The organism is Bradyrhizobium guangzhouense (assembly GCF_004114955.1).
GTDB lineage: Bacteria > Pseudomonadota > Alphaproteobacteria > Rhizobiales > Xanthobacteraceae > Bradyrhizobium > Bradyrhizobium guangzhouense.
The window spans coordinates 2,772,656-2,797,916 of sequence record NZ_CP030053.1 but is presented as its reverse complement, the minus strand read 5'-3'; the positions used below and the strand labels follow the sequence as shown (position 1 = coordinate 2,797,916).

General features: G+C 64.2%; 21 protein-coding genes. 12 read left to right on the top strand and 9 right to left on the bottom strand.

Features of this window, described 5'->3' with window-relative positions:
- Position 1 precedes the first annotated feature (1 nt).
- From XH91_RS13410 to XH91_RS13400, 3 genes are all read right to left on the bottom strand, one after another.
- Complete coding sequence (locus XH91_RS13410) at positions 2-1,600, bottom strand: glycosyltransferase family 39 protein (RefSeq protein ID WP_128954832.1); 1,599 nt, start codon at positions 1,598-1,600, stop codon at positions 2-4.
- A gap of 249 nt (positions 1,601-1,849) precedes the next feature.
- Positions 1,850-3,460 (bottom strand): ABC transporter substrate-binding protein, encoded by a 1,611-nt coding sequence (locus XH91_RS13405; protein ID WP_128951039.1) that lies wholly within the window; start codon positions 3,458-3,460, stop codon positions 1,850-1,852.
- Positions 3,461-3,561: 101 nt separating this feature from the next.
- Complete coding sequence (locus XH91_RS13400) at positions 3,562-5,172, bottom strand: ABC transporter substrate-binding protein (protein ID WP_128951038.1); 1,611 nt, start codon at positions 5,170-5,172, stop codon at positions 3,562-3,564.
- Positions 5,173-5,455: 283 nt separating this feature from the next.
- Between XH91_RS13400 and XH91_RS13395 the strand changes: the two genes are divergently transcribed.
- From XH91_RS13395 to XH91_RS13355, 8 genes are all read left to right on the top strand, one after another.
- Complete coding sequence (locus XH91_RS13395; protein WP_128951037.1) at positions 5,456-6,586, top strand: M20/M25/M40 family metallo-hydrolase; 1,131 nt, start codon at positions 5,456-5,458, stop codon at positions 6,584-6,586.
- A gap of 222 nt (positions 6,587-6,808) precedes the next feature.
- Positions 6,809-7,750, top strand: coding sequence for an ABC transporter permease (locus tag XH91_RS13390; RefSeq protein WP_164934193.1), 942 nt, complete (start codon positions 6,809-6,811; stop codon positions 7,748-7,750).
- Positions 7,751-7,770: 20 nt separating this feature from the next.
- Positions 7,771-8,658 (top strand): ABC transporter permease, encoded by an 888-nt coding sequence (locus XH91_RS13385; RefSeq protein ID WP_128951036.1) that lies wholly within the window; start codon positions 7,771-7,773, stop codon positions 8,656-8,658.
- A 129-nt stretch (positions 8,659-8,787) separates the two neighbouring features.
- Positions 8,788-10,437: an ABC transporter ATP-binding protein gene (locus tag XH91_RS13380; RefSeq protein ID WP_128951035.1), complete on the top strand. Its 1,650-nt coding sequence runs from the start codon at positions 8,788-8,790 to the stop codon at positions 10,435-10,437.
- A gap of 286 nt (positions 10,438-10,723) precedes the next feature.
- Positions 10,724-12,229: a M81 family metallopeptidase gene (locus XH91_RS13370; protein ID WP_128951034.1), complete on the top strand. Its 1,506-nt coding sequence runs from the start codon at positions 10,724-10,726 to the stop codon at positions 12,227-12,229.
- Between the two features lie 14 nt (positions 12,230-12,243).
- Positions 12,244-13,407, top strand: coding sequence for a M20 aminoacylase family protein (locus XH91_RS13365; RefSeq protein WP_128951033.1), 1,164 nt, complete (start codon positions 12,244-12,246; stop codon positions 13,405-13,407).
- A gap of 2 nt (positions 13,408-13,409) precedes the next feature.
- Positions 13,410-14,831: an amidase gene (locus tag XH91_RS13360; protein ID WP_128951032.1), complete on the top strand. Its 1,422-nt coding sequence runs from the start codon at positions 13,410-13,412 to the stop codon at positions 14,829-14,831.
- 158 nt (positions 14,832-14,989) lie between these two features.
- Positions 14,990-15,880, top strand: coding sequence for a crotonase/enoyl-CoA hydratase family protein (locus XH91_RS13355; RefSeq protein ID WP_128951031.1), 891 nt, complete (start codon positions 14,990-14,992; stop codon positions 15,878-15,880).
- Positions 15,881-16,004: 124 nt separating this feature from the next.
- Here XH91_RS13355 and XH91_RS13350 read toward each other — a convergent pair whose 3' ends face one another.
- The 3 genes from XH91_RS13350 to XH91_RS13340 form a co-directional block, all read right to left on the bottom strand.
- On the bottom strand, positions 16,005-16,982 hold the full coding sequence (locus tag XH91_RS13350; RefSeq protein ID WP_128951030.1) for an NADPH:quinone oxidoreductase family protein: 978 nt from the start codon (positions 16,980-16,982) through the stop codon (positions 16,005-16,007).
- The gene (locus XH91_RS13345) at positions 16,982-17,590 is read right to left on the bottom strand and encodes a 2-hydroxychromene-2-carboxylate isomerase (protein WP_128951029.1); all 609 of its coding nucleotides are present in this window, start codon (positions 17,588-17,590) and stop codon (positions 16,982-16,984) included. Before XH91_RS13345 ends, XH91_RS13350 begins: the two co-directional genes overlap by 1 nt.
- Positions 17,591-17,728: 138 nt before the next feature.
- The gene (locus tag XH91_RS13340) at positions 17,729-18,430 is read right to left on the bottom strand and encodes a glutathione S-transferase N-terminal domain-containing protein (RefSeq protein ID WP_128951028.1); all 702 of its coding nucleotides are present in this window, start codon (positions 18,428-18,430) and stop codon (positions 17,729-17,731) included.
- Between the two features lie 109 nt (positions 18,431-18,539).
- Here XH91_RS13340 and XH91_RS13335 point away from each other — a divergent pair, with 109 nt between their 5' ends.
- A complete protein-coding gene (locus tag XH91_RS13335; protein WP_128951027.1) occupies positions 18,540-19,562 on the top strand; it encodes a methionine synthase in 1,023 nt (340 codons plus the stop codon).
- A gap of 117 nt (positions 19,563-19,679) precedes the next feature.
- Here the strand turns inward: XH91_RS13335 and XH91_RS13330 are convergent, their stop codons facing one another.
- The 3 genes from XH91_RS13330 to XH91_RS13320 form a co-directional block, all read right to left on the bottom strand.
- Positions 19,680-20,297, bottom strand: a complete 618-nt coding sequence (locus XH91_RS13330; protein WP_128951026.1) for a hypothetical protein — start codon at positions 20,295-20,297, stop codon at positions 19,680-19,682.
- Between the two features lie 108 nt (positions 20,298-20,405).
- On the bottom strand, positions 20,406-20,933 hold the full coding sequence (gpt, locus tag XH91_RS13325; protein ID WP_128951025.1) for a xanthine phosphoribosyltransferase: 528 nt from the start codon (positions 20,931-20,933) through the stop codon (positions 20,406-20,408).
- Between the two features lie 33 nt (positions 20,934-20,966).
- Complete coding sequence (locus XH91_RS13320; protein ID WP_128951024.1) at positions 20,967-21,704, bottom strand: competence/damage-inducible protein A; 738 nt, start codon at positions 21,702-21,704, stop codon at positions 20,967-20,969.
- A gap of 277 nt (positions 21,705-21,981) precedes the next feature.
- Here XH91_RS13320 and XH91_RS13315 point away from each other — a divergent pair, with 277 nt between their 5' ends.
- The 3 genes from XH91_RS13315 to XH91_RS13305 are packed head-to-tail and all read left to right on the top strand — an operon-like array spanning position 21,982 to position 25,257.
- Entirely contained in the window at positions 21,982-23,400 is a 1,419-nt protein-coding gene (locus tag XH91_RS13315; protein WP_128951023.1) for a circularly permuted type 2 ATP-grasp protein, read from the top strand.
- Positions 23,401-23,404: 4 nt separating this feature from the next.
- The gene (locus XH91_RS13310) at positions 23,405-24,349 is read left to right on the top strand and encodes an alpha-E domain-containing protein (RefSeq protein WP_128951022.1); all 945 of its coding nucleotides are present in this window, start codon (positions 23,405-23,407) and stop codon (positions 24,347-24,349) included.
- Positions 24,350-24,408: 59 nt separating this feature from the next.
- A complete protein-coding gene (locus tag XH91_RS13305) occupies positions 24,409-25,257 on the top strand; it encodes a transglutaminase family protein (protein WP_128951021.1) in 849 nt (282 codons plus the stop codon).
- Positions 25,258-25,261: the final 4 nt, after the last annotated feature.

Sequence of the window (25,261 nt, the reverse complement as noted above, 5' to 3'; positions counted from 1 at the left end):
TCTAGTCCAAACCGCGCTTGCTGGCGCTGAAGTCCTGTGCGGCGCTCTTCGGCGGTTCCCCACCCTTCGCCTGCGGCGGCACCATCAGCACGACCACCTCCCTGGACAGGCCGGGTCGGCCCCACAGCGAAGCCTGCACGGTGAATTCCCGCCGGACGAATGTCCCGGCGCGCGCGGACACCCATTCCATCCAGCGAGCGCAAGAGTCCTGGCCCTTGAAGCAGAGTGCGGCCCAGCCGCGATCGAGCGTGGTCTTGCGCGGCAGCCCCCAATTGTACTGGTACTCGAACGGCCTTGCGTAGTGCGGATGGTCGGGGCTGTAGAAGGCGGTGGCGAAAGCGAGCGAATCGTCGCCGCTGACGGCCCTGAGCGACTCGCCGGTCAACTCGTGCCATTGCCGGGTGAGCTCGCTTGCGGCCTGCGCGTAGAAATTCCGCCCCTCTTCGTAGCCGTTGATATTGCGATATACGGCATGGATGGGGGCCACGACCAGGATGGCGACCAGCGCAACACCTGCAACAATGATCGTGACATTGACGGTGTAGAAGCGCTCGATCGGGTAGCGGGCGCCGCAGACGATGAGCACGACGAACAGAAACAGCCCCTGCAAGGCCCAGAGCGACGGCAGGTCGGTGCCCATCGCGAGCGAGGTCAGAACCGGCAGGACGATCGTGCCGATGGCGACGTAGAAGAGAAGGCGAAGGCCCGGGCTCATCGCGGCGAAGTCGGCCGGAAACTGTTTCAGGCGCGTGCCTGAGATCAGCACCCAGATCCCCCCGGCAACGCCCATGGCCGCGACGAGCCCAAGCAGGAAATTCTTCACGTCATGGAGCGAACTGATGGCATTGCCGCCGGCATGGGCCAGCGCGTAGCTGAAGGTCGACGCCCCCGTGGCCGCCAGCCAGTAGATGTGCGGCGACAGCACCGCGAACCCGCTCACGACCGATATCCAGGGCGAAGCCGAGGTGAGATAGGCGCGACGCGAGGGGTGCGCCAGCGCAGCAAGCGCAAAGCTCGCGACCAGGAAAACCGAATAATACTTGCCGACCATGGCCAGCGCCGCGGTGCATCCGGCCGCGACCGCCCAGAACACGGACCGCGTTTCGAACGCACGCAGAAAACACCATGTGGCCAGCGGCCAGGTCGCCAGCAGCACGGAGTTGGCGTTGAAGCGCTGGGCGTGGAATTGATAGGCCGGCGTCAGCATCAACAGCAGCAGCACCAGGATGCGCTTGTGCCCGGTGACGAATTGCCGCGCGACACGATCGACGAAGAACAGCGCGAGCCCCGCGTTCGCCATCGCCATCAGTTGCAGCGACAAGTCGCTGACCGGGAATATGAAGGTCCAGCTTGCTGCGACCCAGCCCATCAACGGCGGATGCTTGTGATAACCGAAGGCGAAATTCCGCCCCAGCGTCCAGGCCTCGAGCGTGTCAGGGTGCAGACCGCTACCGGCATAGGCGATGGCAAGATACAGCGTCCAGCTTGCGACGAAGCAGGCGATGAGCAGCGGCACGGCCCAGCCTGCCTCCACACCATCGAGCCAGCGCAGCAGCGGGCGTCGCCAGCGCGCCGGCGCGCGATCCGACCGTGCGGCCATCGCCTGGAATGCAAAATCGATCGGCACGAAGGCTCAAATCAAAAGGAGGCAGGTGGTGCTGGGAAGCAAACCATCTATTTCAGATTGGAAACAAATAGCAACAATTGGAAATTGGAAGAGTTAAAGGCGCCCGGCTTTCGGCGAAGGGCTCCCGCTGTAGGAGGAACGGCAAAAGACAACGGCGCCGCTGATGACAGCGGCGCCGCGTGTTGATGGTATGAAGGTGCGGGAGCCCGTTCCGTTGCCTCGTCACTCCGACTTGTCGATGTTCCAGAACACCGGGGTCGCGGGGCCCTCGATCACGCCGGAGAGCGACTTCCGCCACGCGCTCGGCGATTGATACTGGCCGAGCGGTATGTATAGCACCTGATCGTAAGCTTCCTTCTGGATCTCGGCCGCGATCTTCTTCTGCTCATCAAGCGATCCAGCCCGAACGAACGCGTCCTTGAGCTGCTCGACCTTGGCGTCCTCGGGCCAGCCGAACCAGCCGCCCTTCTTGCCCTGCCCACCGACGGCGATGTTGGAAATCGGGTTCGAGGCGTCGGCGCTGACAAAGTTTGTGACGAACATGTCCCAGCCCCCCTCCTTCGGAGGCTTCTGGCTGGCGCGCCGGCTTACCACCGTCTGCCAATCGGTGGCCTGCAAATCAACCTTGAAGCCGGCTTCGCGCAGTTGCTGGGCCATTACGATCGGTTGAGCCTTCAGCGTCACGACGTCGCCCGGCGCCATGAGCACAACCGGCGTCCCGTCGTAGCCGGACTCGGCGAGCGCCTTTCTGGCCGCAGCCATATCGCCGCCCTTCGCGAGGACCTCACCGCCAATCTCCGTCGCGAACGGCGTGTCGCAGATGAAGGCCGCAGCGCACGTCTTGTAGTATTTGGGATTGCCGATCAGCGCATCGAGCACGTCCTTCTGGTTGACCGCCAAGAATGCTGCGCGACGAACCTTGACGTTGTCGAATGGCGGATGAAGGAAATTCATCCGCGCGCCGGTCTGGAATCCGAACTTGTTCAGGATATCAACCTTGAGGTCCTTGTCGGCCTCAATGGTCGGCAACATTTCGATGGCAGGCACTTCCATGAAATCGATGTCGCCCGACTGCAGCGCGTTCAATGCCGTCTGCGCGTCCGGCATGGTGATCCATTCGACGCGGTCGACCTTCACCACCTTGCCGCCGGCGGTCCAGCTCGGCGGCTCCTTGCGCGGAACGTAGTCGGTGTTCTTGACATAGACCGACTTCACGCCCGGCTGGAATTCATCCTGCACGAACTTGAACGGACCGGAGCCGATCTGCTCGGGGATCTGCTTGTCCACCGGCGTCTCGGCGAGACGCTTCGGCATCATGAAAGCGACCCGCGAGGACGGCTTGCCGATCGCCTCAAGCACCAGCGCGTAGGGCTCCTTCAGCTTCAGCGTGATGGTCTTCGTGTCGGTCGCCTCGATGCTCGCGGTAAACAGCATCATCTGCTGCCCCATGCTGTCGACCGCAGCCCAGCGCTTCAGCGAGGCAACGCAATCCTCGGCGGTGACCGGCGTACCATCATGCCATTTCAGGCCGTCGCGCAGCGTGAAGGTGTAGGTGAGCTTGTCGTCCGAGATCTTCCAGTCCGCCATCTGCGGCTGGATCTTGAAATTCGAATCCGTCGCGATCAGCGTGTCGAAGACCATGTAGCCATGGTCACGCGCGATATAGGCGCTGGTGAAAATCGGATCGAGGATGCGCAGATCCGAATGCATCACGGCGGTGATGGTCTTGCCCGCCGCAAGCACGGGCGAGGCGATCGCCGTCGAAAGCGCGACGACCGACAGCGCAACTTTGGAGGCGAACGTGCGACGCCCCCGCCGCATGAGTTGGAACATCGAAGTCCTCCTGGCGAGAGCGGCGCCGCTGCAAACACGGCGCTGATCGATGGAAAAGACGAAGGGCGCCGAATGCGCCCTTCGCTCGTTTCGACTTGGCCTTACTCCGACTTGTCGATGTTCCAGAAGATCGGCGTCGCCGGGCCGTCGAGCACGCCGGACAGCGACTTCCGCCAGGCGCTCGGCGCCAGATACTGACCAAGCGGGATGTAGATCACCTGGTCATAGGCTTCCTTCTGGATCTCGGTCGCGATCTTCTTCTGATCGTCGAGCGAGGCGGCGCGGACGAAGTCGTCCTTGAGCTTCTCGATCTTGGCGTCCTCCGCCCAGCCAAACCAGCCGCCCTTCTTGCCCTGGCCGCCGATCGAGAGATTGGAGATCGGGTTGGACACGTCGGCGCTGACCCAGTTGGTGAAGAACATGTTCCAGCCGCCCTCCTTCGGGGGCTTCTGGCTGGCTCTGCGGCTCACCACAGTCTGCCAGTCGGTCGCCTGCGCATCGACCTTGAAGCCGGCTTCGCGGAGCAGCTGCACGGCCACCGTCGGCTGCGCCTTCAGCGTCACGACGTCACCGGGCACCATGACCACGACGGGCGTACCGTCATAGCCGGACTCGGCGAGCAGCTTCTTGGCTTCCGCCATGCCGTTGCCCTTGATCAGCGATTCCGCGCCGACATCGGTTGCGAAGGGCGTGTCGCAGATGAAGAAGGCGCCGCAGATCTTGTAGTATTTCGGATTGCCGACGAGCGCGTCGAGCACGTCCTTCTGGTTCATTGCCAGAAGCGCCGCACGGCGGATCTTCGGATTGTCGAACGGCGGATACAGGAAGTTCATGCGACCGAGCGTCTGGTAGCCGAACTTGTTCAACGTCTCGACCTTGAGGTCGGGATTGCCTTCGAGCACCGGCAACAGATCCCACGGCGGCACTTCCATGAAGTCGATGTCGCCCGATTGCAGCGCGTTCACCGCGGTCTGCGAGTCCGGCATGGTGATCCACTCGACGCGGTCGACCTTCACCACCTTGCCGCCTGCGGTCCAGCTCGCCGGCTCCTTGCGCGGCACGTAATCGGGATTCCTCTCGTACACCGCCTTCACGCCGGGCTGGAATTCGCCCTGCACGAACTTGAACGGACCCGAACCGATCTGCTCCGGAATCTGCTTGTCCGGCGGCGTCTCGGCCAGACGCTTCGGCATCATGAAGGCGACGCGCGAGGACGGCTTGCCGATCGACTCGAGCACCAGCCCGTAGGGTTCCTTGAGTTTCAGCGTGATCGTCTTGGGATCGGTCGCCTCGATGCTCGCGGTGAACTGCATCAACTGCTGGCCCATGCCGTCGACCGCGGCCCAGCGCTTCAGCGAGGCAACGCAGTCTTCCGCGGTCACCGGCGCGCCGTCATGCCATTTCAGGCCGTCGCGCAGCGTGAAGGTGTAGGTGAGCTTGTCGTCGGAGATCTTCCAGTCCGCCATCTGCGGCTGGATCTTGAAATTCGAGTCCGTCGCGATCAGGGTGTCATAGACCATGTAGCCGTGATCGCGCGTGATGTAGGCGGTGGTGAAGATCGGATCGATGATGCGCAGATCCGAATGCATCACCGCGGTGATGGTCTTGCCCGCTGCAAACACCGGCGAGGCCATCGCCGTTGCAAGCGCGACGACCGACAGCGCAAGTTTGGAGGCGATCGCGCGACGCCCCCGGCGCATCAAGTTCAACATAAAAAGTTTCTCCTGACGTGAAACTGTTCAAAGGCAGGTTATTGGTTGAGCATTCGGTTCGTTCCTTAGGCGAACTAACCTCATGCAATGCCTTTATCTTTTCGAGACTTGCAGACCGTCTTGGGCGCGTCAATCCGGTTTCGGCGCAGCCCACGGCATCGCAACGCGCGGGCTCCACAAAGATCGGATTGGCTCTACAACTCACTCCGCATGTCCTGTCTGCTTGTCCTGCCAGCGCCGATGCAACGCGCATTCCATCTTTCGAAGCTTGAGAGACATTAAGATGAATCCAGCCAATCTCCCCTTTGATTCCGAGGCCATGCTCGAAGGTCTGCGCACCTGGGTCGAATGCGAGAGCCCGACCTGGGACGCGAGCGCGGTCAACCGCATGCTCGATATCGCAGCGCGGGATATGGCGATCATGGGTGCGACCATCGAGCGCATCGCCGGCCGCCAGGGCTTCGGCGGCGCCATCCGCGCGCGTTTTCCCCATCCCAGGCAAGGCGAGCCGGGCATCCTGATCGCCGGACACATGGATACTGTCCATCCCGTCGGCACCATCGAGAAGTTGAAATGGCGGCGCGACGGCAACCGTTGCTACGGCCCCGGCATCTTCGACATGAAGGGCGGCAACTACCTCTCGCTGGAAGCAATCCGGCAACTGGCGCGCGCGTCCTTCACCACGCCGCTGCCGATCACCGTGCTGTTCACGCCGGACGAGGAAGTCGGCACGCCCTCGACGCGCGACCTCATCGAGGCGGAGGCCGCGCGCAACAAATACGTGCTGGTGCCCGAGCCCGGCCGCGCCGACAACGGCGTCACCACCGGACGTTATGCCATTGCCCGCTTCAACCTCGAGGCGACCGGGCGGCCTAGCCACGCCGGCGCGACATTGTCGTCCGGACGTTCCGCCATTCGCGAGATGGCGCGGCAGATTCTCGCGATCGACGCAATGACGACGGAGGATTGCACCTTCTCGGTCGGCATCGTGCATGGCGGACAATGGGTCAATTGCGTTGCAACAACCGCCACCGGCGAAGCGCTGTCGATGGCCAAGCGACAGGCCGATCTCGACCGCGGCGTCGAACGCATGCTGGCGCTGTCGGGCACCACCAACGACGTCGCCTTCAAGGTGACGCGCGGCGTGACGCGGCCGGTGTGGGAGCCGGATGCCGGCACCATGGCGCTGTATGAAAAGGCGCGCGGCATCGCCAAATCTCTCGGCGCGGAATTACCCCATGCGAGCTCCGGCGGCGGATCCGACGGCAACTTTACCGGCGCGATGGGCATTCCGACGCTCGACGGCCTCGGCGTGCGCGGCGCCAATGCCCATACGCTGGAGGAGCATATCGATGTCGAGAGCCTCGTCGAGCGCGGTCGGTTGATGGCGGGACTGCTGGCAACGCTGGAGTGATGAGGGTCGTCATTCCGGGGCGATGCGCCAGCATCGAACCCGGAATCTCGAGATTCCGGGTTCGCGTCTTCGCCGCGCCCCGGAATGACGCGCTATCAAAACAACTGGCCGCACTGCGAAATCTGTGGTCCCGATGGCACGGGAATTGCTGAAATGTTAGGCTGGTGGCAGGACGGACCATGACCGCTGCCGACGATTTAACTCTCATCTGACGGATCCCACTTGCTCGGATATCTCCTTCGCCGAATTTTCGCCGCCGTGCCCGTGATGGGCGTCGTCGCGCTTTTCGTGTTCCTGCTGCTGCGGCTGACCCCGGGTGACCCCGCCGCCATCCTCGCCGGCGACAATGCGACGCCGGAACGGCTGGAGCGTATCCGCACTTCGCTCGGCCTCAACGAGCCCTTGATCGTTCAGTTCATCACCTGGCTGAACAAGCTGCTGCACGGTGATCTCGGAACGTCGCTGATCTCCAACCTGCCGGTCATGAAGATGATCGGACAGCGCGTCGAGCCGTCGATCTCGATTGCGCTCTCGACCATCATCCTCGCCGTCATCGTCGCGGTGCCGCTCGGCGTCATCGCGGCCTGGAAGCACGGCACCTGGATCGACCGCTGCGTGATGGGGCTGTCCGTGCTGGGCTTCTCGGTGCCGGTGTTCGTGGTCGGCTATGTCCTGATCCAGGTGTTTGCGATCGACCTGCGCTGGGTGCCGGTGCAGGGCTTCAAGAGCATCAGCGCGGGCTTCGGGCCGTTCTTCGAGCGCATCATCCTGCCGACCTGCGCACTCTCCTTCATCTACATCGCGCTGATCGCGCGCATGACGCGCGCGGCGATGCTCGACGTACTCGGCGAAGATTACGTGCGGACGGCGCGCGCCAAGGGCATCAACGAGGTCGCGGTGATGCTGCGGCACGCACTGCGCAACGCCGCGGTGCCGGTGATCACCGTGATCGGCACCGGATTTGCGCTGCTGATCTCGGGCGTCGTCGTCACCGAGAGCGTGTTCAACATTCCCGGCATCGGCCGCCTCACCGTCGATGCGGTGCTGGCGCGCGACTATCCGGTGATCCAGGCGATGATCCTCTTGACCTCGCTGATCTACGTCGTCGTCAATCTGCTGATCGACGTCGCCTACACGCTGCTCGATCCCCGCATCCGGTACTAAGGCTAAGGACTAGAACAACAATGACGGTCGATAGCCTTCCCCAGTCCTCGATTCCGATCACGTCGCCGTTGCGGCCGCGTCTCGGGTTCCTGACCTCGACGCCGATCATCGCGGCGGCCACGGTCCTGCTCGCGCTGATCGTGCTGATCTCGATCCTGGCGCCGCTGGTCGCGCCGCATGATCCGATCCAGCTTGCGCCCTCGCAGCGCCTCAAGCCCGCCTCCGCGCAATTCCTGCTCGGCACCGATGCCTATGGCCGTGACCTGTTGTCGCGCGTCATCTATGGCGGCCGCATCTCGCTTCTGATCGGCCTCGGCTCGGCGATCCTGTCGATCGCGATCGGGCTCGTGATCGGTCTCGTCTCCGGCTTCTTCAGGCTGGTCGATTCCGTCCTGATGCGCGTCATGGACGGCCTGATGGCGATGCCGAGCATCTTGCTTGCGATCGCCGTGGTCTCGCTGTCCGGCGCCAGCATCTGGACGGTGATGGTCGCGATCACGATCCCGGAAATTCCGCGCGTGGCGCGCCTGGTGCGCTCGGTCGTGCTGTCGGCGCGCGAGGAGCCCTATGTCGAAGCCGCGATCTCGGTCGGCTCCAGCCTGCCGAAGATCATGTGGCGGCACCTGATGCCGAACACGATCGCGCCGCTGATCGTCCAGGGCACCTATGTCTGCGCCTCCGCGATCCTCACCGAGGCGATCCTCTCCTTCCTCGGCGCCGGCATCTCGCCGGAGACCCCGACCTGGGGCAACATCATGGCCGAGGGCCGCCAGTATTTTCAGCTCAAGCCGACGCTGATCTTCTGGCCGGGCCTGTTACTCTCGATCGCCATTCTCAGCATCAACCTGATCGGCGACGCCGCCCGCGACGCCCTCGATCCCCGCATGAAGCAGCGGGAGGGCAAGTGATTTGTCCCGCCGGCCTGGCCCCTTGTTCCGTCATTGCGAGCGCAGCGAAGCAATCCAGTCTGCATCCGCGGAAGGATTTCTGGATTGCTTCGTCGCAAGAGCTCCTCGCAATGACGTCGGAGTAATCTGATGACCAACCCTATCCTCGACATCAACAACCTCGTCGTCTCCGTCGGCAGGAAGCCGAACGGAGCAAAGATCATCGACGGCATCTCGATCAAGGTCCACGAAGGCGAGACGCTGTGCCTCGTCGGCGAAAGCGGCTCGGGCAAATCGGTGACCTCGCTCACCACCATGGGCCTGCTGCCGAAGGGCACGCTGGTTCCATCAAGCGGCAGCGTGAAACTCGTCGGCGAGGAGATCCTCACGGCGACCGACCGCCGCCTGCGCCAGCTGCGCGCGACCAAGATGGCGATGATTTTCCAGGAGCCGATGACCGCGCTCAACCCGGTCGTGCCGGTCGGCCGCCAGATCGACGAGGTCCTGCGCGCCCACACCAATCTCGATGCCAAGGCGCGCAGAAAACGCATCCTCGACATGATGGAGCAGGTCCACCTGCCCCAGGTCGAGCGCATCTTCGCCTCCTATCCCCACCGCCTCTCCGGCGGCCAGCGCCAGCGCATCATGATCGCGATGGCGCTGGTGCTCGAGCCGAAGCTGCTGATTGCGGATGAACCGACCACCGCGCTCGACGTCACCACGCAGAAGCAGATCCTGTTGCTGATCCGCGAGCTTCAACGCGATCACGGCACCGCGGTGCTGTTCATCACCCACGACATGGGCGTGGTCGCCGAGATCGCCGACCGGGTCGCGGTGATGCGCCAGGGCCGGCTGGTCGAGACCGGCCCGCTCGAGACCGTGCTGCGCAATCCCACGATGGAATATACCCGCAATTTGCTGGCCTCCGTGCCGAGCCTGGTGCCGCGGCCGCCGCGTGAGGAGAGCAAGGAACCGATCGTGCTCGAGGCCAACGAGCTCAGCAAGGTCTACAAGGAGCGCGCCTTCTTCGGCAAAGGCCGCGAGGTCGTTGCAGCCGACAAAGTGAGGCTGACGCTGCGCAAGGGCCGCACGCTCGGCATCGTCGGCGAAAGCGGCTCGGGCAAGTCGACGGTGGCGCGCTGCATCGTGCGCCTGATCGACCCGACCTCCGGCGGCGTGCGCCTCGCCGGCCGCGAGATCTCCGATATCTCGCGCCGCCTGCTGCAGCCGCACCGGCAGAAAATCCAGATCGTGTTCCAGGATCCGTATCGCTCGCTCAATCCGCGCGTCACCGTCGGCGAGAGCATCGCCGAAGGCCCGATCAATTACGGCATCTCGCATGCCGACGCGATGAAGCGGGCGCGCGAGCTGCTCGAGCTGGTCGGCCTGCCCGCCGACGCGGTGTCGCGCTATCCGCACCAGTTCTCCGGCGGCCAGCGCCAGCGCATCGCCATTGCGCGCGCGCTCGCGCTCGATCCTGATGTGCTGGTCGCGGACGAAGCGGTCTCCGCGCTCGACGTCTCCGTGCAGGCGCAGGTGCTGGAACTGCTCGATGAGATCCAGAAGCGGCTCGGCATTGCCATCCTGTTCATCACCCATGACCTGCGCGTTGCCGCGCAAATCTGCGACGAGGTCGTGGTGATGCAGCACGGCCGCGTCGTGGAGCAAGGCCCCGCCGCCGAGGTGCTGACGCACCCACAGCAGGCCTACACCAAGGCGCTGCTGGATGCCGCACCGGGCCGCAACTGGGATTTTGCGAATTTCCGGCCGGTGTCGGAGGGCGTGGGGGCGAGCGCCTGATGTCGTCCTGGCGAAAGCCAGGACCCATTACCCCGGGAAGATATTTGGCGAAGACTTGTCGTTCGGGACTCGCACCGCACGCAACAGATAGACCTCGCGGTATGGGTCCTGGCTTTCGCCAGGACGACACCGAGAATGTGGTGACGCCTCCGCTCACAATACCCACCGCGTCGGCAGTATTCCCAAAACAGCTTGATCCTATGCGCCGCGCGATTGCTTCCCGCCTTGCTCTCACCTCAAGGCCAAGGCTAACGTCCCGCACCTTTGTTGACCGGACATGAACTGAATGACACGCATCGCCGTCGGCGGCTTCCTGCACGAGACCAACACCTTCGCGCCGACGAAGGCGACCTATGCCGACTTCCAGCATGGCGGCGGCTGGCCGGCGATGACGCAAGGGCCTGAGGTCCTGAAGGTGATGCGGCGCATCAATGTCGGCCTCGCCGGCTTCGTCGACAGTGCCGAGGCCAATGGCTGGGAACTGGTTCCGACGATTGCCTGCGGCGCGAGCCCATCGGCGCATGTCACGGAGGATGCCTTCGAGCGCATCGTGAAGGTCATGGTCGACGGCATCAAGGACGCCGGCCCGATCGATGCCGTCTATCTCGATCTGCACGGCGCCATGGTGACCGAGCATCTCGACGACGGCGAAGGCGAGATTCTGGCGCGGGTGCGCCGCGTCATCGGCAAGGACGTTCCGCTGGTCGCGAGCCTCGACCTGCATGCCAACGTCACGCCCGAGATGATGGAACATGCGGATGCGCTGATCGCCTACCGCACCTATCCGCATGTCGACATGGCCGACACCGGCCGCGCTTCCGCCAAACATCTCGCCCTGCTGCTGAAGACGAAGCAGCGCTTGGCAAAGTCGTTCCGGCAGATACCGTTCCTGATCGCGATCAGCTGGCAATGCACCAACGATTTCCCCACCAAAGGCATCTACGAGAAGCTCGCCGCGCTGGAGAGCGATGCGGTTCCGACGCTGTCCTTCGCGCCGGGCTTCCCCGCCGCGGACTTCCGCGATTGCGGACCGAGCGTGTTCGCCTATGGCAAGACCCAAGCCGACGCTGATCGTGCCGCCGACGCCATCGTCAAACTGATCGAAAGCCATGAGGACGATTTCGACGGCAAGATCTGGATGCCCGACGACGGCGTGCGCCACGCCATGGAACTTGCGAAGCGCGCGAGCAAGCCTGTTATCATCGCCGACACCCAGGACAATCCCGGTGCCGGCGGCGATTCCGACACCACCGGCATGCTGCGCGCGCTGGTGCGCAACAAGGCGAGCGCGGCGACCGGCGTGATCTATGATCCCCAGTGCGCCAAGGCCGCGCATGCGGCCGGCGTCGGCGCCACCGTGACGCTGTCACTCGGCGGCAAATCAGGGATTGCCGGCGACGAGCCCTATACCGGGACCTTCGTCGTCGAAAGACTCTCCGACGGCCGCTTCATTGCGCCCGGCCCTTACTTTGGCGGCCGCGAGATGGAGATGGGCCCCTCCGCAGCCTTGCGCATCGGCGACGTCCGCGTTGTCGTCTCCTCGCACAAGGCGCAGCTCGCCGACCAGGCGATGTACCGCTATGTCGGGATCGAGCCGACCAAGGAGAAGATCCTCGTCAACAAGAGCTCGGTGCATTTTCGCGCGGATTTCGAGCCGATCGCGGAGACGCTGATGATCTGCGCCGCCCCCGGCGCGATGCCGGCCGACACCGCCTCCCTGCCCTGGACACGCCTGCGCCCGGGCATCCGCATCAAGCCGAACGGCCCCGTTTTCAATCCTCCTTCACGCTAACCGGACAGGACAACATGCCCACCATCGATCGCATCGACGGCTACGCCGACGAACTCACCGCCATCAGGCGCGACCTGCACGCCCATCCCGAGATCGGCTTCGAGGAGGTGCGCACATCGGGCATCGTCGCCGACAAGCTGGCGAGCTGGGGCATCGAGGTGCATCGCGGTCTCGGCGGCACCGGCGTGATCGGTGTCATCAAGGGCAAGGGCTCGGGCAGCAAGCGCATCGGCCTGCGTGCCGACATGGATGCGCTGCCGATGGAAGAGAACACCAATCTGAAATGGAGCTCGAAAATCCCTGGCCGTTTCCACGGCTGCGGCCATGACGGCCACACCACCATGCTGCTCGGCACCGCGCGCTATCTCGCCGAGACCCGGAATTTCGACGGCACCGTGCACCTGATCTTCCAGCCGGCCGAGGAAGGCCTCGGCGGCGCGCGCGCCATGATCAAGGACGGCCTGTTCGAGAAGTTTCCCTGCGACGAGCTCTACGGCCTGCACAACGCGCCCGATCTGAACCACGGCGAGATCGCGATCCTGCCGGGCCCTGCGATGGCCAGTGCCGACTTCTTCGACCTCCGCATCACCGGCTATGGCGCGCATGGCGCGATGCCCGAGCGCTCCAAGGATGCGGTGATCATCGCGACCACGCTGGCGCAGGCGATCCAGACCATCGTCAGCCGCAACGTCGAGCCGCTGCAGGCTGCCGTGGTGTCGATCACCCAGATCCATGCCGGCTCCGCCTACAACGTCATTCCCGGCGATGCGCATCTGTGCGGCACCATCCGCACCTTCTCGAAGGACGTCCGCACCCTGGTCAGCGAACGCATCCGCACCATCTGCGCCGGCATCGCCAGCGCCTATCAGTGCGTCATCGACGTCGACATCCGCGACACCTTCAACGTGCTGGTCAACCAGGTCGAGCAGTCCAAGGTGGTCGAGGACGTCGCACGCACCGTGGTCGATCCCGCCAAGGTGATCACCCGCAGCCAGCCGAAGATGGGCAGCGAGGATTTTGCCGACATGCTGGAGACCATTCCCGGCGCCTATTTCTGGGTCGGCCATGACGGCTCGGTGCCGGTGCACAATCCGGGCTTCGTGCTCGACGACAAGATCCTGCCGATCGGCGCCAGCATGTTCGCCCGGATCATCGAAACGCGCATGCCGGTCGGTTAGCAATGCCGAAGAAGAGCCCTGAAGAGGCGGTCACCTCGCTGCACGATCTCTCCGCGGTCGATCTGATCGCGGGCTATCGGGCAAAACAATTCTCGCCGAGCGAGGTGCTGGACGATTTGCTCGCGCATGTCGCTGCGTGGGAGCCGCATCTGAAGGCGCTCTATGCGTTCGATCCCGATGGCGCGCGGCAGGCCGCCCAAGCCTCGACCGCGCGCTGGACCGGGGGCGAGCCTTGCGGCCCGCTCGATGGCGTGCCTGTCACGGTGAAGGACAACATTGCGACCAAGGGCGTGCCGGTGCCGCTGGGAGCCGCGAGCGTCAAGCTCGTGCCGGCCGAGAAGGACGCCCCGCCCGCCGCGCGGCTGCGTGAAGCGGGCGCGATCATCTTCGCCAAGACCACCATGCCCGATTACGGCATGCTGTCCTCGGGACTCTCCTCGTTCCATGCGCTCGCGCGCAATCCCTGGGACCTCTCCAAGAACCCTGGCGGCTCCAGCGCCGGTGCGGGTGCTGCAGCCGCGGCCGGCTATGGTCCCTTGCATCTCGGCACCGATATCGGCGGCTCGGTACGCCTGCCTGCGGGCTGGTGTGGCCTCGTCGGCCTGAAGCCGAGCTTTGGCCGCGTGCCGATCGATCCCGCCTATGTCGGCCGCGTCGCTGGTCCCATGACCCGCACGGTCGATGATTGCGCGCTGATGATGAGCGTGATCGCCAAGCCCGACCGGCGCGACGGCATGAGCCTGCCGGCGGAGCCGCTGAACTGGAAGGGGTTGGAGAAGTCCCCGCGCAAGCTGCGGATCGGCTTGATGCTCGATGCCGGCGTCGGCCTGCCCGCGGAAAGGGCCGTCCGCGACGTCGCGGTGAAGGCGGCAAAGGCATTTGAGTCGGCAGGCGCGGTCGTCACCGAAGTCGACGGCATCCTCACGCGTGAGATGCTCGACGGTCTCGACAATTTCTGGCGCGCAAGGATGTGGGACGATCTGTCCAAGTTGACGGCGGCCGAACAGGCAAAGGTGCTGCCCTACATCTTCAAATGGGGTGCTTCCGGTGCAAAGCTCTCGGGCGTCGACGTCATCAGAGGCTTCAACCAGACCATGGCGATCCGCAGCGCAGCCTCAAAGCTGTTCTGCGAGCTCGACTATGTGATCTCGCCGACGGCGCCGAACGTGAACTACGCGGCCGAATGGGCCTCGCCGACCAACGATCCGATGCGGCCGTTCGAGCACATCTGCTATACCGTGCCGTGGAATATGTCGGAAAACCCGGCCGTCTCCATCAATGGCGGCTTCGATGATGCGGGTTTTCCCATCGGCGTGCAGATCGTCGGCCGCCGCTTCGACGACATCGGCGTGCTCGGCATGGCCAAGGCGTTCGAGGGCCTGCGCGGCGCGCAAAGGCCTTGGCCGAAGCCACCGGCGCACTAAACGCACTCTCGTCATTCCGGGTTGCGCCCTCTTGGCGCAAGCCCGGAATCCATTCGTCGGCACAATCGGTGCCGAGAGATGGATTCCGCGCTCGCGCGTCGCGCGCCCCGGAATGACATGCTAGAGAGACCGACAAAGAAACCGGGAAGGAAACCACCATGGCGTATGAGACGATCAAATACGAGATCGCCGAGCAGATCCTCACCATCACGCTGAACCGGCCCGACAAGCTCAACGCCTTCAATGCGCAGATGCAGGCCGAACTGATCGACGCATTCGATGCCGCCGACAAGGACGACGATGTCCGCGCCATCATCGTGACGGGGGCCGGCCGAGGCTTTTGCGCAGGCGCCGATCTTTCCTCCGGCGCGAATACTTTCGATCGCGACGCGCGGCGCGGGCCGGTCAAGCGGTTCGCCGACGGGAGGGTCGACTACAGCGATCCGCAGGTGCGCGATGGCGGCGGCCAGGTGACCTTGCGCATCTTCAAGTGCCTCAAGCCCGTCATCGCCGCGGTGAACGGGCCTGCGGTCGGCATCGGCGTCACCATGCAGCTTGCGATGGACATCCGCATCGCCTCGGACGCCGCGCGGTTCGGCTTCGTGTTCTCCCAGCGCGGCATCGTGCCGGAGGCGGCCTCGAGCTGGTTCCTGCCGCGCATCGTCGGCATCTCGCAGGCGCTGGAATGGTGCTATTCGGGCCGCGTCTTCCCGGCGCAGGAAGCGCTCGCGGGACGGCTCGTCAGCAAGGTCGTGCCGCCGGATGATCTGCTGCCGACAGCCCGCGCACTGGCAAAAGAGTTCGCGGCCAAGACCGCGCCGGTGTCGGTGGCGCTGATCCGCCAGATGATGTGGCGCATGATGGGCGCCGACGACCCGATGGAAGCGCACAAGGTCGACAGCCGCGGCATCTACGCCCGCGGCCGTTCGGAAGACGTGAAGGAAGGCGTGGTGTCGTTCCTGGAGAAGCGGCCGGCCCAGTTCAAGAACAAGGTGTCGAGCGATATGCCGGATTATTTCCCGTGGTGGACCGAGCGGGAGTACAAGTGAGGAAGCTGTAGGGTGGGTTAGACCAGCGTCTGCGCAAAGCGCAGATGCTGGGCGTAACCCACCACTTCCGTCACCGGTCGAAATAGAAGAGGTGGGTTACGCCTTCGGCTACCCCCCTACGTTCTTACTTCATCACCAACGCCACCCGCCCGATCGCCTTGCGGTCGAGCAGCAACCGCATCGCCTTGGCGTAATCTGCCAGCGGCAGACGATGCGAGATGTTGGGGCGCAGCTTGCCCTCCTCGGCCCATTGCAGCAGCGCTTTCAGACGCACCTCTCCCAACGCCGGATTTTTCCGCACGGCTTCGCCCGCGCGCACGCCGAGCACGCTGGCCCCCTTGATCAGCAGCAGATTGGTTTTGGCCGAGCCGATGCCGCCTGTGAACCCGATCACCAGGAGCCGCGCGCCCCAGGCGATGCAGCGCATCGAATTCTCGAACACCTCACCGCCGACGGGATCGAACACCACGTCCGCGCCGCGCCCGTCGGTGATGCGCTTCACCGCATCACGAAACGGCTCGCGGTCGTAGCGCACAAGATGATCGGCGCCGCGCGATCTCGCGATTGCAAGCTTCTCGTCGCTCGACGCCGTCGCGATCACGGTTGCGCCCAGCATCTTGCCGATCTCGACAGCCGCAAGGCCGACGCCGCCACCAGCGCCGTGCACAAGCAGCACCTCGCCCGGCGCGACGCGGCCCCGATCGATCAGCGCGTGATAGGCGGTGCCGTGGCCGGCGAGATAAGTTGCAGCCTCCGCATAGTCGAACGTTGACGGCATCGGCGTGAGCTGCGACGGCATCACAACCGCTTCATCCGTGAAAGCACCGTGGCGCATCTTCACGATGACCTTGTCGCCGACCGCGACGCCCCTCGCCTCCGCGCCGACCTCGGTCACGTCACCGGCAGCTTCCATGCCTGGCGTGAACGGCAGCTCGGGCTTGAGCTGATAGTCGCCGGACACCATCAGCACATCGGGAAAGTTCAACCCGGCGGCGCGGATCGCGACGCGCGCCTCGCCCGGCTGCAGGGCGCGCGACGGAAACTCTTCCAGCCGCAAGGTCTCGGGTGCACCGAGCGCGCGGCAGACGACAGCCCGCACCATCAGGCCGCGCTCGCCTTGCCGCGCAGCAGCGCCTCGCGGATCAGCGGCAGCCGGTCATTGCCGAAATACATGTCGGTCTTGTTGACAAAGATGGTCGGCGAGCCGAACCCGCCGCGTGCGACGACCTCTTCGGTGTTGGCCTTGAGCTGGTCCTTGATCGCCTGCTCGGAAATGCCGGCGAAGAATTTTTGCTCGTCGATGCCGAGCTTCTTGCAGACCTCGGCCAGCACCGTATCCTGCGAGATGTCCTTGTCGCCGCCCCAATAGGCCTCGAACACCGATGTCGCGAACGGCACCATGTCTTTGCCCAGCCAGATGCAGCCGCGCATCGCCTTGACGCTGTTCACCGGGAATACCGTCGGCGGCATCTTGATCGCGAGACCCGCCGAGCGCGCCCAGTCCTGAAGGTCCTTCTTCATGTAGCGCGCCTTCAGCGGCACAGGCTTTTCGCGCTGCGCGTAGACGCTGGGGTTGACCGTGTTGAAGATGCCGCCGACCAGGATCGGTCGCCAGATGATCTCGGCGCCGAGCTCCTTCGCCAAGGGCTGGATGTTATGGAAGGCGAGATAGGTCCAGGGGCTGGAGCAGTCGAAGAAGAATTCGATCATGGTGGTTTCCTTGTGTTCGCTCTCTCGTCATCGTCATTCCGGGATGCGCCGGAACGGCGCAGGCCCGGAATCCATAACCCCGGCTTGTGGTTATGGATTCCGGGCTCGCCACTGCGTGGCGCCCCGGAATGACGGCACTTATTTTTGCCCCAGCACTTCCTTTGCCATCTGACCGAACATCACCCGCCGTGATTCCTCGTCGAACGGCTCCTTCACGAATTTTCCAATCGCAAGCCCCGCCTGAACCTGCGGCCGGGCGCGGACCTCGGCGTACCAATGCTTCACGTTCGGATAATCGTCGAGCGTAAAGCCCTGCGCCTTGTGGGTCATGGTCCAGGGGAAGCAGGCGATATCGGCAATGGAATACTCGCCCGCGACATAGGCGCCGGTCTTGCCGAGCTGCCGGTCAAGCACGCCATAGAGCCGCGCCGCCTCGTCGCGATAGCGCTCGATCGCGTAGGGAATTTTCTCCGCGGCATAGAGCGCGAAATGGCCGTGCTGACCGAGCATCGGTCCGAGCCCCGCCATCTGCCACATCACCCACTGGATGGTGGTGGAGCGGCCGCGGAGATCATCGGGAAGGAAGCGGCCGGTCTTCTCCGCGAGATAAATCAGGATCGCGCCGGTCTCGAACACAGAGAACGGCGGGCCGCCGTCGGCCGGCGCGTGATCGACGATCGCGGGAATGCGGTTGTTGGGCGAGATAGCCAGGAATTCAGGGTTGAACTGCTCGCCGGCGCGGATGTTGACGGGCTTCACGCGATAGGGAAGCCCGAGCTCCTCCAGCATGATCGAGATTTTCCAGCCGTTCGGCGTCGGCGCATAATGGAGGTCGATCATCACCGTCCCTGTGGTCGCCGCTGGAATAGTGGACGACTTTTGTTGTTCTGTACCTTGACGTTAAGACATGGCAGGAAGGGGCGCAACACAACCTGCCGGGAGGGCCGCCATGCTGTTTCCAACCACGATCGCCGGCTCCTTGCCGAAGCCGGAATGGCTCGCCGAGCCCAACATGCTGTGGGCGCCCTGGAAGTCCGGAGGCGACGAGCTGCTACGTGCCAAGCGCGACGCGACACTGATCTGGTTGAAGGTCCAGGAGGACGCCGGCATCGACATCGTCACCGAGGGCGAGCAGGCCCGGCAGCATTTCGTGCATGGTTTTCTCGAGAAGATCGAAGGCATCGACTTCGCCCACAAAGTCGAGATGGGCATCCGCAAGGAGCGCTACAAGGCCATGGTGCCGCAGGTGGTCGCCCCGCTCCGGCTGAAGGACCGCGTCCATGCCTTCGAGGCGCGCGTGGCGCGGACGCACACCAAGAAGAAGCTGAAATTCACCCTGCCCGGCCCGATGACGATCATCGACACGATCGCGGACCGTTACTATGGCGACCGCGTCAAGATGGCCTTCGCCTTCGCCGAGCTGCTCAACGAGGAGGCCAAGGCGCTGCAGGCCGACGGCGTCGATCTCATCCAGTTCGACGAGCCCGCGTTCAACGTCTACATGGACGAGGTCAACGACTGGGGCATCACGGCGCTGCAGCGCGCCGCGCAAGGCCTCACGTGCACCACCGCCGTGCATATCTGCTACGGCTACGGCATCAAGGCCAATACCGACTGGAAGGAGACGTTAGGCAGCCAGTGGCGGCAGTATGAGCAGATCTTTCCGGCGATCGATGCCAGCCCGATCCAGCAGGTCGCGATCGAGTGCCGTAACTCCAAGGTCCCGCTCGACCTGCTCGCGCTCTTGAAGAACAAGATCGTGCAGGCCGGCGTCATCGATGTCGCCAGCGACACGGTCGAGACCGCGGAGGACGTCGTTCAGGTGATCGACGCGGTCTCGAAATTCGTGCCCAAGAGCAACATCATCGCCACCACCAATTGCGGCATGGCGCCGATGCGGCGCGAGATCGCCGAAGCCAAGCTGATGGCGCTCGGCGCAGGCGCCGCGCTGGCGCGCGAGAAGCTGGGATGATGGTGGGGATTCGGCGCTAGAGCATGATCCGGAAAAGTGTGAAGCGGTTTTCCGAAAAGATCATGCTCAAACAAAGAACTAAAGCGCGATGACGATTCAACCCAATCTCATCGCGCTTTAGGGCTGCGCGGAGGTGTGCAGCACCGGCCGATAGCCGGCGTTCAGCGTACGGAGTGTCGAGGGCGGCGTGAGCAGCGTTGCCTCGCCTGGGAGCCGTTCCGCCGCTGAGTATCCCGCCGGCGACCACATCAGCGCGCGACCCTGCCTCACCAGGAAGCTCGTCTCGCCCTGCTGAATCATCGCCCCCTCGGGCAACTGGTCGAGCGGCACCAGCAGCGCATGCAGCCGTTTCTTGCCGTGGTCGAGCCGTTCGTGGTGCAGCACCGTGTCGATGTCGTGCATGCGGACGTCGTGCACGCGGTTGCCCTTCTCCCATGCGGCGCGGAAGCGATTGGCATCGTCGCGGCGACAGTAGAAGCAGGGGCGATGACCGGCGGCGAGCGCCGTGGCCTCATCCAGGAAGAACAGCTCGGTCCAGCTTCGCTGTGCCATCACCTCGCGGCGGCGACCGCGGAATTCGCAGGTGCAGGTGAGCCAGGCCGGCGACGACCAGCGCTTCTTCAGAAGCGTCTTGGTCGCGGGATCATGGATGATGCCGCGATTGCCGGTGAACATCCCACGATGTGGGGTGGCTATGATCTCGCCAGTCGGGGTGACGCGGTTTTGCAGGGGCATGGGGCGCGCCTATTCACAGCCGTCATTCCGGGACGACGCGAAGCATCGGACACGGAATCTCGAGATTCCGGGTTCGGTCCTGCGGACCGCCCCGGAATGACACCTCGGCTACGCAGCGCCATCGCGGAGTGGCGGGTGATAGGACAGCGCGGTGTCCCAGGGGAAGAAGATCCAGGTGTCCTGCGAGACCTCGGTGATGAAGGTATCGACCAGCGGACGCCCCTTCGGCTTGGCGTAGACGGTGGCGAAATGCGCGTCCGGCAGCATCTCGCGGACCAGCTTGCCGGTCTTGCCGGTGTCGACGAGGTCGTCGACGATCAAGAGGCCCTTGCCGGTGCCCTCGCCGAGCTTCATCGCCTGTTCTGAAATACCCTTGAGAACCTGGAGATCGCCCTGCTTGTCGTGGTCGTAGCTGGCGATGCAGACCGTGTCGATCACGCGCACGCCCAGCTCGCGCGCTACGATCGCCGCGGGCACCAGGCCGCCGCGGGTGATGGCGATCACCGCATGGAACGGGCCGACCTCGTTGAGCCGCCAGGTCAGTGCCCGGCAATCCCGGTGGAACTGGTCCCACGACACCGGAAAGGGCCGTCCCGCCCGCTCCTGCGCGCTCAGTTCCGGTGCTTCACCAGCCATCGTCGTCTCCTAGCATTCGTCCATCGGCATTTGCTACCGGGTGATGTTCAATCCCGCCAGCATTTCCTTCACCGCGGCCATTGCTGCGGCGAGCTTATCCGCATCGCGTGAACGCACCACCAGATTGGTGTTGGGCTTCTGCTCCTCGTCCATGAACGGATAGCTGCCGATGATGGTGTCGGGGTGGGCGGCGGCGATCGCCCTCAAGGGGCTGCCGATGTCGCCCTCGCGCGCATTGGCGCGGACCGACTCGGAGAGCATGCGCACGCCTGACTTCAGCTTGGGCGAGACGATGTCCATCATCGCCTGCATGATCGAGGGCACGCCGGCCATGACGATGACGTTGCCGATCTTGAAGCCGGGCGCGAGGATGGTCGCGCTCTGGATCAGCTCGGCGCCATCGGGGATGCGAGCCATGCGCAGCCGGGCCTCGTTGAGATCCTGCTCGCTCCAGCGCTCCCTGAAGCGGGCGACCACCTCGGGGTGATGATCGATGCCCACACCGAAAGCCTTGGCGACGCTGTCGGCGGTGATGTCGTCGTGGGTCGGCCCGATGCCGCCGGTGGTGAAGACATAAGTGTAGCGATGCCGCAGTGCATTCAGAGCTGCAATGATGTCGTCCTCGTCGTCAGAGACGACCCGGACTTCCTTCAGGTCGATACCGATATTGGTCAGGTATTCGGCGATGAAGCCGATGTTCTTGTCCTTGGTCCGGCCGGACAGGATTTCATCCCCGATGACCAGAATGCCCGCCGTGACGATCTCGCTCATACCTTAAGTCCCTCACCTGTCCCCGCCGAATTTGCCGGGGTAACGCGTTGAAGTCACGCGCTTTTGCTGCCGAAATAAGCAGTCCTCAGCCATTTTTTCAGGCAGGTCGCCGGCTGTCCCCGGCAAATGCCGCAACTCCATGCTTATCGCGCTGGCCCGCCCCTTGCTACCACATGAAAGTCATGCACTCTTGCCGCATGGCCAGGACGTTGCGGCCTCTCCAAGGCCAGACGACCTGCCACATGGCGCAACGCCTTGCGGAGACAAGTCGGGATCTATGGCAGTCGCGTTTGATGAAATGAATATTCCCGGCGGGGACCTTCGCCCCGCCTATCAGGAGCTGGCACGCTGGCTCAAGGAGACGCCCCCCGAGGCGCTCGAATATCGCCGCCAGGAGGCCGAACTCCTGTTTCGCCGCATCGGCATTACCTTCGCGGTCTATGGCGATTCCGAATCCACCGAGCGCCTGATCCCGTTCGACGTGATCCCCAGGATCATGTCCGGCAAGGAATGGACGCTGCTGGAAAAGGGACTGAAGCAGCGCGTCAAGGCGCTGAACATGTTCCTGCGCGACATCTATCACGGCCGCGACATCCTTCGCGCCGAAATCGTGCCCGACGACCTGATCTTCCAGAATCCCGTGTTCAGGCCCGAGATGAACGGCCAGCAGGTGCCGCACGACGTCTACGTGCACATCGCCGGCATCGACATCGTCCGGGTCGACGCCGAGGACTTCATCGTGCTGGAGGACAATGCCCGCACGCCCTCCGGCGTGTCCTACATGCTGGAAAACCGCGAGATCATGATGCGGCTGTTTCCGGATCTGTTCGCCCGCCACCGCGTGGCGCCGGTCGAGCGTTATCCGGACGAGTTGCTCTCTGCGCTCCGCTCGGTCGCGCCACATAGCGCATCGGGCGAGCCGACCGTCGCCCTGCTCACGCCAGGCGTCTACAACTCGGCCTATTACGAGCACTCCTTCCTAGCCGACAAGCTCGGCGTCGAGCTGGTCGAAGGTCGCGATCTCATCGTCAAGAACAACGAAGTGTTCATGCGGACGACCGAAGGGCTGAAACGGGTCGACGTGATCTACCGCCGCGTCGACGACGATTTCATCGACCCCCTCACCTTCCGCCCCGACTCCGTGCTCGGGGTGCCCGGGCTGATGTCGGCCTATGCGGCCGGCAACATCACGCTCGCCAACGCAGTCGGCACCGGCATCGCCGACGACAAGGCGATCTACTCCTACATGCCCGACATCGTGAAATTCTATCTCGGCGAGGAGCCGATCCTGAAGAACGTGCCGACCTGGCGCTGTCGGGAGCCGAAGGATCTGGCTTACGTGCTGGACAATCTGAGCGAACTCGTCGTCAAGGAAGTGCACGGCTCCGGCGGCTACGGCATGCTGATCGGCCCCGCCGCGACCAAGGCGACCATCGAAGCTTTCCGCGAGAAGCTCAAGCGTGAGCCGGAAGGCTTCATCGCCCAGCCGACGCTGGCGCTCTCGACCTGCCCGACCTGCACGGCCTCCGGCCTCGCGCCGCGCCATGTCGATCTTCGCCCCTTCGTGCTGACCGGCAGCAAGAGCACGACGATCGTGCCGGGCGGCCTGACACGTGTGGCGCTGAAGGAAGGCTCGCTCGTGGTGAATTCAAGCCAGGGCGGCGGCACCAAAGACACCTGGATTCTGGACGAGTAGAGAGATGCTGTCGCGTACCGCCGAAAACCTCTACTGGCTCGCCCGCTATGTCGAACGGGCCGAATATCTCGCACGCACCATCGATGCGACCCTGCGCGTCACCGCGCTTCCCGCCGCCTATATCGGCAAGACCAACGAATGGGATTCGGCGCTGCTCACCGCCGGCGTCGCGGAAAGCTTCTATCAGACCCACGAGGAAGCCAACGAGCACAACGTCGTCGACTACCTCTCGTTCTCGGCCGACAACCCCTCCTCGATCCGGAACTGCATCGAGGCGGCGCGGCTGAACTCGCGCTCGGTGCGCACGGCGCTGACCAGCGAGATGTGGGACACCATCAACTCGGCCTGGATCGAGTTGCAGGAGGTCTGGAGCAAGGGCACCTCGACGCGTGAGGACCTCGCAAAGTTCCTGCGCTTCGTGCAGGAGACCTCGCTGCGTTTCGACGGCTCCGCCTACCGGACCATGCTGCGCAACGACGCCTATTGGTTCTCCCGCCTCGGCCTGCATCTGGAGCGCGCCGACAACACCGCGCGCATTCTCGACGTGAAGTATCACGTGCTGCTGCCCGAGGAGGAGCATGTCGGTGGTCCGCTCGACTTCTATCAGTGGAGCTCGATCCTGCGCTCGGTGTCGGCGCTGACGGCCTATCACTGGGTCTATCGCGAGACGCTGAAGCCGTGGCTGGTCGCGGATCTGCTCATCCTCAACGGCACGCTGCCGCGCTCGCTGGCGAGCTGCTACGACAATCTGGTGCGCAATCTCGACCAGATCGGCGTCGCCTATGGCCGCCAGGGCCCGGCGCAGCGCCACGCCCGCGGCATCCGCAACCGGCTCGAACACAGCAACATGAACGACATTTTCCAGCATGGCGTGCATGAATTCATTCAGGAATTCATCGCCGACAATTCCAGGCTGGGCGAAATCATCACGAAGCAGTATTTGATCTGACCTTCGGTTGTTCCGGGGCGCCGAAGGGCGGACCCGGAATCACGGAGCAGTAAAACACCATGCGCCTGCGAATCCAGCACACCACGACCTATCGCTACGAGCCAGCGGCGACGAGCGTGATCCAGATCCTGCGCATGACGCCGTGCAGCCATGACGGGCAATATGTGGCGGAATGGCAGATCGACGTCTCCACCGACACCAAGCTCGACATGCACGAGGACGCGTTCGGCAACGTCACCCACGTGCTGTCCTGCGGCCCCGTGAGCGACATCAAGATCACCGCCGAGGGCCTGATCGAGACGCACGACACCGGCGGCGTGCTGCGCGGCGCCGACGAGCGGTTTCCCGCCGACATGTTTTTGCGCACCACTGACCTGACCACCGTCAATCCGGCGATGGCCGCGGTCGCGCGCCAGCTGCGCAGCGAGGCCGAGAGCGACACGCTCGGCTTCCTGCACACGCTGATGAGCGAGATCAGCGACCACATGACCTTTGACGAGGATCCGACCAATAGCGGCACCTCGGCGGCGGAGGCCTTCACGCTCAAGCGCGGCGTCTGCCAGGATTACGCGCATATCTTCATCGCCTGCGCCCGCACCGGCGGCGTGCCGGCGCGCTTCGTCTCCGGCCACTTCCTGCGCTCCGACGGCACCGTGCATCAGGACGCCGGGCATGCCTGGGCGGAAGCTTATGTCCCCGATCTCGGCTGGGTCGGCTTCGATCCCGCCAACAGCATCTGCACCACCGATGCCCATGTCCGTGTCGCGATCGGGCTCGACTATCTCGGTGCGGCCCCCGTGCGCGGCACCCGTTACGGCGGCGGCTCGGAGACGCTGACTGTTACGGTCAAGGTCGAGCAGGCCGGCCGCGGCGGACAGTCGCAATCACAGTCGCAGCGGCAGAGCTGATCCC